The following is a 12,882-nucleotide window of genomic DNA, read 5'->3' as shown; positions in this document are numbered from 1 at the left end:
CAGAGCTTCTCCTAACGTGTTTCGAGCTAAGGCTTAAACTATTTATTCATATGCACAACAGAGCGTATGCTTTCACCTTTATGCATTAAATCAAACGCGTTGTTGATGTCATCAAGACCCATGGTGTGAGTAATAAATTCTTGAAGCCCGAATTCCCCGTTTAGGTATTGCTCTACAATTCCTGGTAGTTCTGAGCGACCTTTAACGCCACCAAATGCTGTACCGCGCCAAACACGACCAGTCACTAACTGGAAAGGACGCGTTGATATTTCCTGACCGGCGCCAGCAACACCAATAATGACTGATTCGCCCCAGCCTTTATGGCAGCATTCAAGCGCAGAGCGCATAACGTTCACGTTACCAATACACTCAAACGAGTAGTCAACGCCACCGTCTGTCATTTCAACAATTACTTCCTGAATAGGCTTGTCGAAATTCTTCGGATTAACCACGTCGGTCGCACCAAGCTGTTTGGCCAAGTCGAACTTACTTTCGTTGATATCAATACCAATAATGCGACCGGCGCCAGCCATGCGTGCACCGATAATAGCGGATAAACCAATACCGCCTAAGCCAAAGATAGCAACCGTGTCGCCCTCTTGTACTTTCGCGGTTTTAAGTACTGCGCCCATACCGGTGGTTACGCCACAGCCAAGCAAGCATACTTCTTCTAACGGGGCGGTTTTGTTAACTTTCGCTAGCGAAATTTCTGGCAAAACCGTGTACTCAGAAAATGTTGAGCAGCCCATGTAATGATAAATTGGCTCACCATCTTTTGAGAAGCGGCTTGTGCCGTCTGGCATTAGGCCTTTACCTTGGGTTGCACGTACCGCTTGGCAAAGATTGGTTTTGCCCGATGTGCAAAACTTACACTCGCCACATTCTGCGGTGTAAAGTGGAATAACGTGATCGCCAACTTCTACGCTGGTCACGCCTTCACCCACCATTTCAACAATACCGCCACCTTCGTGACCTAAAATTGAAGGGAATACGCCTTCTGGATCTTCACCTGATAATGTAAATGCGTCAGTGTGGCACACACCAGTTGCAACAATGCGTACAAGCACTTCGCCCTTTTTAGGAAGCTCTACATCAACTTCTTCCATCTTTAACGGCTCACCTGGGCCCCAAGCCACCGCAGCTTTTGATTTAATGTGGGTTTGACCTTCCTGCAATGAATCTTTGAATGACGCCATGTAATGACTCCTTAATCATAAATAAATGATGATGTTTTATAGGCCAAAGTATAGGAGACGGATTACTATTGATAAATACAGTTTTAGTAAATCACTTTTTCATATTTGTAATAATTGATTTGGACAAATAGAATGTACTTAAATAAACCAGCGCTGTGTTGAACAACGCTAGACCAACGAGTGGCGATTATGAAATATCTAGAAGGTATAGCCGAGTTTTGTGCTGTAGCTGACGTTGGCAATTTTACCGGGGCTGCAAATAAGCTCGATACATCAGTTGCGCAGATAAGCCGTAAAGTCGCATCACTTGAAAAGCTGCTAGGCGTTAAATTGTTACAGCGTACAACGCGCAGCGTATCGCTTACTGAAGCGGGTACGCAGTATTTTCAGCAGGCAATGCCTGCGTTAAAGGCGCTCGAAGATGCCCAGCTAGCGGTGAGCGCACTACAAGCATCGCCGCAAGGTCTCATTAAACTTACCGCTCCCGTAGCGTTTGGCGAAGCCTTCATCGCGCCTTTGCTCAATACCTTTATGCAAAAGTATGCTGGCATTAGCGTGCAATGCACGTTCTCAAACGAAAAGCTCGATATTGTCGAGCAAGGCCTCGACCTTGCCATACGCATTGGCAAACTAGAAGACTCGACGCTGGTTGCCAAAAAGCTGGCTACACGTCATTTGTTTGTATGCGGAAGTAGGGATTATTTTTCTCAACACTCGATGCCAAAATCTCTACAAGAGCTAAAGGAACATACTTTGTTGGTAGGCTCCCAACCCAACTGGAGGTTCGTTGTAAATAAAGAAGTGCAAACGTTGCCAGTGCAAGGACGTGTGCGATACAACAGTGGCAACGCACTCTGTAGCGCTGCTTTGGCAGGATTGGGGCTTACCCAGCTACCTGGGTTTTATGTGCGTGAAGCATTGGCACGCGGCGAATTGATAGAGGTATTACCAGAATATAAAGACAAGCAAGAAGCTATTTGGGCAGTATTTCCTTCCAATAGAAATGTTGCACCAAAGATTCGTTTACTGGTTGATTTCCTTGCCCAAAATATCATGGATGATCGCTAGGAAAATAAACAAAGTAAGCCTTGTGTGCCTTAATAAGCAATATTCCGTGTAGCGTGTTGCACTTTTTGCAACACAGTGTAGTGAAAACTGCGGTTGACATATAGACGTCTATACGGCAAATTGCTCGTATGAAAAAGATTCTACTTACTCGCACCACCATTATGTTAATTACCACCTTAAAAAGGGCGGTCGCTGACTAGTGCAAGTAAGCAAAAGACAACGAAAGCCCGCCTAACACAGAGCGGGCTTTTTTTTACACACGTTTTAGCATGCGTAACCTTAAGGAGCAGCATATGAAAGTCTTAAAGTTTGGGGGTTCTTCTTTAGCCGATGCACCGCGATACATGCGCGTTATGGAGATTAGCACGGCAACCCACCAAACCGACGGTGCTGCGGTTGTACTCTCTGCCCCAAAGGGGGTAACGAACGCGCTTTCACTGCTATGTGAACAAGCAGCCGCGAATGAAGATTTCCAGCCGTTATTCAATAAGTTGAACGACACGGTTACCGGCATCGCCAACAACCTAAACGAAGAACTCGACGGGTTTGCACATGCAAGCGTGGTAGAATTCATTAATAGTCACCTTTCAGTATTAAAACAGCACCTTGAAGGTATTAAGCTGCTTGGTGTTGCACCTGATAATGTCGCTGCCGGTATTCTAAGTATTGGTGAGTACATCTCGGTGACGCTTTTTAGCGCTATGCTATCTGCTAAAGGTATCGCTAATCGCGTTATCGACCCGGTTAAGTATGTGCTGGCCGAAGGCGATTACCTAGACAGCATTGCCGATGTGTCGCTTAGTAAAGCGCGCTTTTCAGATGTGCCTACGGATGGCAGTGAATTTCTTGTCATGCCGGGGTTTGTTGCTGCTAACGAAGCGGGCGAGAAAGTCACGCTTGGGCGTAACGGCTCAGACTATTCAGCGGCCATTTTAGCGGCGTGTATAGACGCAAACTGCTGTGAAATTTGGACAGACGTAGACGGTGTTTATAACGCTGACCCGAATCAAGTTGAAGGGGCAGTGCTGTTAGACAAGCTTACCTATCAAGAAGCGATGGAGCTGTCTTATTTCGGTGCCAAGGTACTTCATCCGAAAACTATCGGTCCTATTGCCCAACACCACATCCCTTGTTTGATCAGAAACACACTAAACCCAGCTGCGCCAGGTACGCTAATCAGCAATGAAAAAAGCGAAGTGTGGACGTCAGTTAAAGGTATTTCACAGCTTGATAATGTCACCATGTTTAACGTTGCAGGCCCTGGCCTTAAAGGCATGGTGGGTATGGCAAGCCGTGTGTTTGAGGTGATGTCGAATGCCAATATTTCAATAAGCCTTATTACCCAGTCTTCTTCAGAATACTCAATCAGTTTCTGTATCCAAAGCAAAGACGCCAGCCGAGCGTTAACGCTTCTAGAAGATGCGTTCGCGCTAGAGCTTCAAAATCAATTGCTAGACCCCATTGAAGTGCGTCATGACCTAGCCATTGTCACTTTGGTGGGTGACGGTATGCGTCAAACCAAAGGCTTGGCAGCGCGTTTCTTTAACTCGCTTGCCCAAGCGCGGGTGAACAACGTTGCTATTGCTCAGGGCTCTTCAGAACGCTCTATTTCAACGGTAATTGAAAGCAAGCGTGCTAAGAAAGCGGTAAAGGTTATTCACCAGAATTTTTTCTCTGACCGCCATACCATTGACGTATTCCTAGTAGGGTGTGGCAATGTGGGAACCGAACTGCTAGGTCAAATTGAAAAACAACAGCCTGCGTTGTTAAAACGCAATGTTCAACTGCGTGTTTACGGCATTGCGAACAGCCGGAAACTGCTGTTAAACAGCCAAGGTATTGATTTAAGCGGTGACTGGAAAGCGGCACTTGAATCGGCAAGCGAAGGATTAAGCGTTGAACGCCTGCATCAGTTTGCCAACGACAATAGTCTGGTGAACCCGGTGATTGTTGACTGTACTAGTCACGAAGCGATTGCACAGCAATATGTAGACATGATGGAAAGCGGTTTTCACGTGGTAACGCCAAATAAAAAGGCGAACACGAGCGCAATGTCTTACTACCGTAAGCTTCGCAAGACCGCGCTATCGACAAATCGTCAGTACCTTTACGAAACCACTGTCGGCGCAGGGCTACCGGTTATTGATAACTTGCAAAAGCTATTCAGCGCCGGCGACACCTTACACCGCTTTGAAGGAATTCTATCGGGCAGTTTGTCTTATGTATTTGGCAAACTTGAAGAGGGCATGAGCCTGTCGCAAGCGACACAAACAGCCAAAGACAACGGTTTCACAGAGCCTGATCCGCGCGATGACTTAAGCGGCATGGACGTAGCGCGCAAGCTGCTTATCATGGCTCGTGAAGCTGATTTAGCGTTAGAACTATCTGACATTGAAATTGAGTCTGTACTGCCAAAAGGTTTTGCCGAAGATTGTTCAATTGACGAGTTTATGCAGCAGCTGCCAGAGTTAGATGCGTCGTTTGGTGAAAAGGTTGAAGCGGCTAAAGCAGAAGGTAAAGTACTTCGTTATATCGGCAGCATTGAAGACGGAAAATGCAGAGTAAGTATTCAGGCTGTACCGGCAAGTAACCCGCTTTCGCAGGTAAAAGACGGTGAAAACGCGCTGGCGATTAACAGTGACTACTATAGCCCAATCCCTTATGTAATTAGAGGATATGGAGCAGGTGGTACGGTCACAGCAGCTGGGGTGTTTGCTGACATTCTGCGTACTATGCCGTGGAAGCAAATGGCACACTAAGGGCTAAATAACGCTTAGCTTGCTTAGCGTAGATAGGCGGCTAAAGTAAGATATTCGAAGGTGTGACTTAGGCCAGTAATGTTGTGGCATCGATTTAAAGCGCTAATTTATTGAGCTAATTTGAAGCGCTAATATAAAGAGCACGCCACAAGCGAAGTAAGAGTAATAATATGAAAGCATTCACGGCCTTCGCGCCGGCATCAATTGGAAATGTGAGCTTAGGCTTTGACGTACTGGGCGCAGCGCTTGCGCCCGTTGATGGCACTAAGCTAGGTGATGAAGTTGAAATAAAGGCGGCTGAGTCATTTTCATTAGAAACGGTGGGGCGCTTTGCTCACAAACTCCCGGGCGATGCAGACAGTAATATTGTAACCAAGTGCTATCACTATTTCTGTGAGCAAATGGAAAAGGCTGGAAAAACAACCTCTCCTGTTGCGCTTACGCTTCATAAAAACCTTCCAATAGGCAGCGGGTTGGGTTCAAGCGCAAGCTCTATTGTGGCAGCGTTTGCAGCGCTAAATGCTTACTTCGACACCCCGTTCGATGAAGATACTCTGCTTATAATGATGGGCGAATTAGAAGGCCAAATAAGCGGTAGTATTCACTATGATAATGTTGCTCCCTGTTACTTAGGTGGTATGACGTTAATGACAGGTAGCGATGCGCCTGTCACGCTGTCGTTGCCGTTAAACGACGAATGGTACTATGCCGTTTGTTATTCAGGCATTAGCGTATCAACGGCGGCTGCTCGCGATATCTTACCTAAGCAGGTGGATATGGCGACGGCGCTAACCTTTGGTCGACAGTTAGGCGTGTTTGTTCACGCTTTACATGCGGGTAACTTTGATTTGGCGGCGTCGGTAATGAACGATGTTATAGCCGAACCTTACAGAAAATCGCTACTGCCTGGCTTTGATGAGGCGCGTGCTTTTAGTGAGCAAGCGGGTGCGCTTGCTTTTGGTATTTCAGGCTCGGGACCTACGGTGTTTGCCGTGTGTCCAAGTAAAGCGCAGGCGGAAAAAGTCGCCGCCTATTTAACAGCGAACTACATTCAAAATGAAGATGGCTTTAGCCATGTGTGCCAAATACCAAGCCAAGGCACCATTGTTTCTTAAGGTACATAGCTTTTTAAGGTATATAGTTTCTTAAAGTACATGGTTTCTTAAAGGCAGATGATTTCCTAAAAGCACAATAATTTTTTAAAAGATTAAAAGGGCAGAGTATTTGCCCACATAAAAAGGTAACAGCAAGTGGAATTGGTAAATTTAAAAGATTCATCGGACACAGCAAATTTTGCTGAAGCCGTTAAGCGGGGCTTAGGTAAAAACCAAGGGCTTTATTTTCCAGAGAATATTCCTACCCTAGACAATATTGACGAATTGTTGGAAAAGCCATTTGTAGAGCGCAGTATAGAAGTACTTCGCGCGCTTATTGGCGATGAGCTGAATAATGGCGAGCTAGAAGAAATTGTTCAGACCGCCTTTGCTTTTGGTGCACCAGTCGAGCAGGTCAACGATAATGTATACTGCTTAGAGCTTTTCCACGGGCCAACGCTTGCGTTTAAAGATTTTGGCGGCCGCTTTATGGCGCAAACTCTGTCGCGTATTAGTGAAGGGAAGCCAGTAACCATTCTAACAGCGACTTCAGGTGATACCGGCGCAGCGGTTGCACATGCATTTCACGGCATTGACAATATCAACGTGGTTATTTTGTTTCCAAAGGGCAAGATTAGCGCGCTGCAGGAAAAGCTATTCACTACGCTAGGCGGTAACATTCATACCGTTGCTGTTGAGTCAGACTTTGACGCATGCCAATCACTTGTAAAAACCGCGTTTGACGACCCTGACGTACGTGAAGGCCTTCATCTGAACTCAGCAAACTCAATCAACATCAGCCGTTTACTAGCGCAGGTTTGCTATTACTTTGAAGCAGTAAGTCAGCTGCCGAAAGAGAAACGAGACCAGCTTGTTATTTCAGTACCTAGTGGTAACTTTGGTAACCTTACGGCTGGCATGATTGCTAAATCACTAGGCTTGCCAATTAAGCGTTTTATCGCTGCAACTAACCTAAACGATACCGTACCTCGCTACCTTAAAACCGGCGAGTGGGACCCTAAAGCGACGGTTGCGACCATGTCTAACGCAATGGATGTGAGTCAGCCAAATAACTGGCCTCGTATTGAGGCGCTTATCGAGCGTGGCTATATAGACAAAGCGTGTCTTAAAGGTGAGATGGTTGACGAAGAATATACGCAGCTTGCTATGCGTCAATTAGCGCAACAAGGCTATACTAGCGAGCCTCATGCCGCTATTGCCTATCGCGCGGTAAGTCACGACTTAGAAGACGGCGAAATTGGTTTGTTCTTAGGAACAGCGCACCCGGCTAAGTTCAGAGAAACCGTTGAAAACGTGCTAGGTAATCCAATCAGCTTACCGAAAGCGTTGGCCGATGTAGCAGGCGAAGACAGCTTAGCGGTAGACTTGCCAGCGTCTTACGATGCACTTAAGCAGCATATGATGGATTTGCTTAAGTAATGACACCCTCGGCTACAACATGGCAAAGCGCGCTTGGTGATGAAAAGCAAAAAGACTATTTTGTTACGTTGCTTGAGCGCGTGAAGCACGCTCGTGAAGCGGGAAGCGTTATCTACCCGCCTCAGTCTGACGTATTCAATGCGCTTAAATACACGCCGCTAGGCGAAGTAAAAGTCGTGATCCTAGGTCAAGATCCGTACCATGGTCCTAATCAAGCCCATGGACTTTGTTTTTCAGTAAAAGCTGGCATTAAAACACCGCCATCGCTTAAAAATATGTACAAAGAGCTGTTGTCTGACATTGATGGTTTCACCGAGCCTAATCACGGCACGCTGACGTCGTGGGCGGAGCAAGGGGTATTGCTACTTAATACTGTTCTTACGGTAGAGCAGGGCAAAGCACATAGCCACGCGAAATGGGGGTGGGAAACCTTCACTGATAAGGTTATCGATGTGGTCAATGAGCACTGCCAAAACGTTGTGTTTCTTCTGTGGGGTAGCCATGCGCAAAAGAAAGGTAAGCACATTAACCGTGAAAAACATCACGTTTTACATGCGCCTCATCCGTCGCCACTCTCAGCACACAGAGGCTTCTTAGGTTGTAAACATTTCAGTCAAACTAACGAATACCTTATTGCCAAGGGTAAACAACCCATCGATTGGCAGGTATAGCATTAGCTTTTAGACTAAGCATTTACAGCACGCTAGAAAGTAAAAAGGCCGCCTGTGTAGCAGGCGGCCTTCGTTTTATCTTTCCAGTGTTTCTAGCTCGTACTCGAAACCACAGTCGAGTTCGGCCAGTTCTTTTTCTAATTTGTAGCGATCTTGTAGCGCTTCGATTTCTCTCCACTTACGTTTTTTGCTTTTGGTTTTTGCTGGGCTTGCTTCGATGTCTAGCATGGCAAATAGATCTGATTTATCCACTGGGATCTCCTTTTTATACCACTACAACTAATACAGAGTTTTTGTTTTTAATTCCCTCTGTACAATTTTGTATCACAGCCGCCACTAAAATAAAATAGTTTAATTTACCTTTTATTAACAAATTGTGACGATATGATGACAAGGGTAAGGAAAGTCCAGTGTGTGTGAAGCGTAAACAATAACTGTATGTAATTGATCCTATTTGTTTTATTAGTAACCAATTGTACAGTGCTACGGCTATCAAAAGTGTCTGTCGTGTAGTCGATGAATACCGCAACAAAAAACGGCTAGCTTCCGAAAAAGCTAGCCGTTCAGTTTGTTATTTGCACCAAGTGGGTGATTTTAAATCACCTCGCATTCCTTATTTTGGTGCATTCGCTGCTCTGAATTTGGCAATCAATTGTTGTGTTGAAGCGTCGAAATTATCTTTGTCTGCCTCGCCTTGAATGCCTGCAAGCACTTGGTTTCCTAGTACTTTACCTAACTCTACGCCCCATTGGTCGAATGAGTTAAGGTTCCAGATAACACCCTGAACGAATACCTTATGTTCATACATTGCAACCAGCGCGCCAAGTGTTTTAGGCGTAAGGCTATCAAACAAGAAAGTATTGCTGGGCTTGTTGCCAGGCATGGTTTTATGAGCGGCCAAGCGTTTACGTTCAGCATCGTCTAGGCCTGTACCGTCAAGGTCTGCATAACACTCTTCAAAGGTTTTACCCTGCATTAGTGCTTGTGTTTGACCAAAACAGTTAGACGCAAGCATAGCGTGATGCGTGTCGTCCTGGTTAGGAACGTTAAGCGGCAACATGAAGTCTGCCGGGATAACGCCAGAACCTTGGTGAATAAGCTGATGGAAGCTGTGCTGGCCGTTTGTACCTTCACTACCCCAAATAATTGGGCCAGTAGGGTAGTCTACGCTTTCACCTTCTTGCGTTACTTCTTTACCATTACTTTCCATATCTAACTGCTGTACGTAAGCTGGTAAGCCGCGAAGATAGTGATAGTAAGGTAATAAAACGTGTGATTGCGCGTCGAAGAAGTTTCTATACCACACACCTAACAGTGCAAGTAGAACAGGCATGTTTTCTTCTAGCGGTGCGGTTGTGAAATGGGTATCCATCTCAAACGCACCTTCAAGTAAGCCTTTGAAGTTTTCAAACCCAAGGGCTAGCGAGATAGGCAGGCCAATGGCAGACCACAGTGAGTAACGACCGCCAACCCAATCCCACATAGGGAAAATATTGTCGGCGCTAATACCAAACTCGGTGGCTGCTTTAACGTTTGAAGACACAGCTACAAAGTGTTTAGCAATATCTTCTTGTGTACCGCCAGACTTTAAGAACCAGTCTTTAGCCGTAAGTGTATTTTGAAGCGTCTCTTGGGTAGAGAACGACTTTGATGACATGACCACCAAAGTTTCTTCAAAATCTACGCTAGATAGCACATCGTGAATGTGGCAACCGTCAACGTTGGCAACAAAGTGAACCTTCACTGCATCAACGGTATGCGGCTTGAGTGCCTCAGTCATAATCTTAGGACCAAGGAACGAACCACCAATACCAATTGCCACAATGTGCTTGATAGGCTTGCCGGTGTAACCTTTGTGTTCACCGCTGTGAACCGATGCAGTAAACGCTTCAATTTTTGCAAGCGTAGCATGCACTTCAGGCATTACGTCTTCGCCATCTACCAGTACTTTACGGTCTGAGAAATTACGAAGTGCGGTGTGAAGCACAGCGCGACCTTCCGTTGAGTTAATCTGCTCACCAGAAAACATCGCGTCGCGAAGGGTTTCTAGTTTGCACGCTCGGGCAAGGTCGAAAAGTCCTTTAAGCGCGTCATCATTTACACGGTTTTTCGAGTAATCAAGAAAAATACCGCAGGCTTCAAGCCGCATTTTATCCGCTCGATTTGCATCCTGTGCAAACCAGTCGCGCATATGCGCATCTTTTACCGCTGAAGCAAGTTCAGACAGTTTTTTCCATTCGGGAAGAGAAGTTAAAGCACTCATGGTTTCTATGGCCCTTACGCGCTTAGCTTTTCGCGAAGCATGGTTTCAAGTTTCTCTTGATCAGCGGCAAAGTTACGAATGCCTTCAGACAGCTTTTCGGTTGCCATAGCATCTTCGTTCATGGCCCAGCGGAATTCGCTTTCTGTTAAGCGGTCACCTGGTGTTTTTGTTGCGCCATTGTCTTTCAGTTTAACTTCTAGTTCGCCAGGCTCGTTTGCCAGTTCTTCTAGCAGAGCAGGGCTAATAGTTAGACGATCACAACCTGCCAACGCTTGAATTTCACCAATGTTACGGAAGCTTGCACCCATTACTACGGTATTGTAGCCGTGGTCCTTGTAGTAGTTATAAATTTTAGTTACAGATACTACGCCTGGATCTTCATCTGGTGCGTAAGACTCAGTACCGGTCGCTTTTTTGTACCAATCTAAAATGCGCCCTACAAATGGAGAGATAAGATAAACACCGGCCTCTGCACAAGCTTGTGCTTGGGCGAAGCTAAATAGAAGCGTTAAGTTACACTGAATGCCTTTCTTCTCTAACTCTTCTGCTGCCTGGATACCTTCCCAAGTAGATGCAATTTTAATAAGAATGTGTGACTTATCGATACCCGCGTCTTCATATAGCTGAACCAAACGTTCCGCTTTTTCGATAGTGGCGGCAGTGTCGAACGATAGGCGTGCGTCTACTTCAGTTGAGATTCGACCTGGAATCGTTGCAGAGATTTCTTTACCAATCGCTACCGCTAGTTTGTCTGCTGCATCAGTAAGCTGCTGGTCAGCGTCGTTTGACTGAAGTTTTGCCCATGCTACAGCATCATCAATCAGGCTTGCATATTGAGGAAGACCAGCCGCTTTTAAAAGTAGCGACGGGTTAGTTGTGGCATCGACTGGTTGATACTTTTTAATGGCATCGATGTCGCCCGTGTCGGCAACAACGGTAGTGATATCACGTAATGAAGCTAACTGATTGCTCATAATTCTCTCTGTTCTTTATCAAAATAAATTTGGACAACTCGCTGGAAAAGCCAGTTGAATAAAACGGTTCGCTTGCGCGTGTGTAGGGCTTCGCGCTTACGTTCTTTTTTACCAGTTCTTAGTTCTTTAATAAGTACTGGTACATGCAGCGCTTTGGTAATTGAGGTACGTTCACGGAGGGTGTATCTCAATTATTGTTTGAATAATTATTTGTAACGCTATTTATATCAAACCCGTGTGACAATTCATACATTGAATAGCGACAAAATGGCTAATCGGATTTCTCTGTTAAGCCAATTTACGTCTTTCTTATGCCATTTTGCTTTTTGAAGCGTATCAGGTGGTACAATACTGTAATACCAATCCGCATAGATCATTACCCACTCAGCGAGAGTTAAAATGCTCGTAATCGCGGCGTGTCACCGCAGGTATAGTGGTTCTACATTAAGGTGGCACAACAAAGAGTACGGGCATTTTAAACTCGCCCTTCGGGAAGGTCTGGCAAGCTTCCTAGCTTCATTCTGGGAATTTGAAAGGGAACAGCCATTCCTGCATTCCCACGCTTTGCTAGGAAACTTGCCAGAGCCTTCTGAGTCGGCAATGATCTATGCGGATTGGTATTGAACCTAAGGAGTCGAAATGTTAGTTGTAGTATCCCCAGCAAAAAATTTAGATTTTGAAAGCGAAATTCCTGTGAGCCAGTTCACTCAGCCTGCCATGCTTGAAGACACTGAACGTTTGATGGAAGTTTGCCGCACCTTATCGCCTGCTGACTTATCATCGCTGATGAAGATAAGCGACAAGTTAGCAACGTTGAACGCCAACCGTTTTGCTGAGTTCTCTACACCGTTTACTCCCGATAATGCACGCCAAGCAATGTATGCGTTCAATGGCGACGTGTACACAGGGTTAGATGCCTACTCGCTTGATAGCGAAACGGTCGAATATGCGCAACAACACCTTCGTATTTTGTCTGGCCTATATGGACTACTTCGTCCACTAGACTTAATGCAGGCCTATCGTTTAGAAATGGGCACAAAATTAGCAAACCCAGAAGGCAAAGACCTGTATGCGTTTTGGGACGATCGCATTACCTATATGCTTAATAAGGCATTAGAAGCGCAGGGTGATAACGTGTTGATTAACCTTGCTTCGAATGAGTACTTTAAAGCGGTGAAGAAGAAGTCGTTAGACGGCATGATCATTACGCCAACGTTTAAAGACTGCAAGAATGGTCAGTATAAAATTATCAGTTTCTTTGCGAAGAAAGCCCGTGGTTTAATGGCGCGTTATATTATTGAAAACCGTGTAGAAGACGTAGAAGGTCTGAAAAACTTCGACGTAGATGGCTATGTGTTTAGCGAAGAACAAAGCTCATCAACGGAACTTGTGTTTCTGCGTAACCAAGAAAGTTAAG

General features: G+C 45.6%; 11 protein-coding genes. 6 read left to right on the top strand and 5 right to left on the bottom strand.

Translation table 11 applies throughout. The features are described from left to right. Positions 1–38 precede the first annotated feature (38 nt). A complete protein-coding gene (locus RJ41_RS07325) occupies positions 39–1,196 on the bottom strand; it encodes an S-(hydroxymethyl)glutathione dehydrogenase/class III alcohol dehydrogenase (protein ID WP_039218795.1) in 1,158 nt (385 codons plus the stop codon). 189 nt (positions 1,197–1,385) lie between these two features. Here RJ41_RS07325 and RJ41_RS07320 point away from each other — a divergent pair, with 189 nt between their 5' ends. From RJ41_RS07320 to ung, 5 genes are all read left to right on the top strand, one after another. After that, positions 1,386–2,264, top strand: a complete 879-nt coding sequence (locus RJ41_RS07320; protein WP_039218791.1) for a LysR substrate-binding domain-containing protein — start codon at positions 1,386–1,388, stop codon at positions 2,262–2,264. 293 nt (positions 2,265–2,557) lie between these two features. Next, the gene (gene thrA / locus RJ41_RS07315; RefSeq protein ID WP_039218788.1) at positions 2,558–5,023 is read left to right on the top strand and encodes a bifunctional aspartate kinase/homoserine dehydrogenase I; all 2,466 of its coding nucleotides are present in this window, start codon (positions 2,558–2,560) and stop codon (positions 5,021–5,023) included. 170 nt (positions 5,024–5,193) lie between these two features. Further along, entirely contained in the window at positions 5,194–6,138 is a 945-nt protein-coding gene (gene thrB / locus RJ41_RS07310) for a homoserine kinase (RefSeq protein WP_039218785.1), read from the top strand. Positions 6,139–6,273: 135 nt separating this feature from the next. Then, entirely contained in the window at positions 6,274–7,557 is a 1,284-nt protein-coding gene (gene thrC, locus RJ41_RS07305; RefSeq protein WP_039218782.1) for a threonine synthase, read from the top strand. Next, positions 7,557–8,228: a uracil-DNA glycosylase gene (gene ung, locus RJ41_RS07300; RefSeq protein ID WP_039218780.1), complete on the top strand. Its 672-nt coding sequence runs from the start codon at positions 7,557–7,559 to the stop codon at positions 8,226–8,228. Before thrC ends, ung begins: the two co-directional genes overlap by 1 nt. A 75-nt stretch (positions 8,229–8,303) precedes the next feature. Here the strand turns inward: ung and RJ41_RS18865 are convergent, their stop codons facing one another. The 4 genes from RJ41_RS18865 to RJ41_RS19470 form a co-directional block, all read right to left on the bottom strand. After that, positions 8,304–8,480: a DUF3545 family protein gene (locus RJ41_RS18865; protein WP_012519516.1), complete on the bottom strand. Its 177-nt coding sequence runs from the start codon at positions 8,478–8,480 to the stop codon at positions 8,304–8,306. A gap of 361 nt (positions 8,481–8,841) precedes the next feature. After that, positions 8,842–10,491: a glucose-6-phosphate isomerase gene (gene pgi, locus RJ41_RS07295; RefSeq protein ID WP_039218778.1), complete on the bottom strand. Its 1,650-nt coding sequence runs from the start codon at positions 10,489–10,491 to the stop codon at positions 8,842–8,844. Between the two features lie 14 nt (positions 10,492–10,505). Continuing rightward, the gene (gene tal, locus RJ41_RS07290; RefSeq protein WP_039218775.1) at positions 10,506–11,465 is read right to left on the bottom strand and encodes a transaldolase; all 960 of its coding nucleotides are present in this window, start codon (positions 11,463–11,465) and stop codon (positions 10,506–10,508) included. Positions 11,466–11,710: 245 nt separating this feature from the next. Beyond that, complete coding sequence (locus tag RJ41_RS19470) at positions 11,711–11,842, bottom strand: hypothetical protein (protein WP_276203227.1); 132 nt, start codon at positions 11,840–11,842, stop codon at positions 11,711–11,713. A gap of 262 nt (positions 11,843–12,104) precedes the next feature. On the opposite strand from RJ41_RS19470, the gene yaaA reads away from it, so the two are divergent. Further along, complete coding sequence (gene yaaA, locus RJ41_RS07280; protein WP_039218774.1) at positions 12,105–12,881, top strand: peroxide stress protein YaaA; 777 nt, start codon at positions 12,105–12,107, stop codon at positions 12,879–12,881. Position 12,882 lies beyond the last annotated feature (1 nt).

The organism is Alteromonas marina, assembly GCF_000808575.1.
In the GTDB taxonomy this organism is placed as follows: domain Bacteria; phylum Pseudomonadota; class Gammaproteobacteria; order Enterobacterales; family Alteromonadaceae; genus Alteromonas; species Alteromonas marina_A.
Note: the sequence above shows the minus strand (reverse complement) of the source record. Positions and strands in the feature narration are given on the sequence as shown.

What these genes read in the sequence shown, in the direction of transcription:
- RJ41_RS19470 (WP_276203227.1), bottom strand. Translation starts at nt 11,842, where the DNA reads ATGATCTATGCGGATTGGTATTACAGTATTGTACCACCTGATACGCTT.
- thrA (WP_039218788.1), top strand. Translation starts at nt 2,558, where the DNA reads ATGAAAGTCTTAAAGTTTGGGGGTTCTTCTTTAGCCGATGCACCGCGA.
- RJ41_RS07320 (WP_039218791.1), top strand. Translation starts at nt 1,386, where the DNA reads ATGAAATATCTAGAAGGTATAGCCGAGTTTTGTGCTGTAGCTGACGTT.
- tal (WP_039218775.1), bottom strand. Translation starts at nt 11,465, where the DNA reads ATGAGCAATCAGTTAGCTTCATTACGTGATATCACTACCGTTGTTGCC.
- thrB (WP_039218785.1), top strand. Translation starts at nt 5,194, where the DNA reads ATGAAAGCATTCACGGCCTTCGCGCCGGCATCAATTGGAAATGTGAGC.
- ung (WP_039218780.1), top strand. Translation starts at nt 7,557, where the DNA reads ATGACACCCTCGGCTACAACATGGCAAAGCGCGCTTGGTGATGAAAAG.
- yaaA (WP_039218774.1), top strand. Translation starts at nt 12,105, where the DNA reads ATGTTAGTTGTAGTATCCCCAGCAAAAAATTTAGATTTTGAAAGCGAA.
- RJ41_RS07325 (WP_039218795.1), bottom strand. Translation starts at nt 1,196, where the DNA reads ATGGCGTCATTCAAAGATTCATTGCAGGAAGGTCAAACCCACATTAAA.
- pgi (WP_039218778.1), bottom strand. Translation starts at nt 10,491, where the DNA reads ATGAGTGCTTTAACTTCTCTTCCCGAATGGAAAAAACTGTCTGAACTT.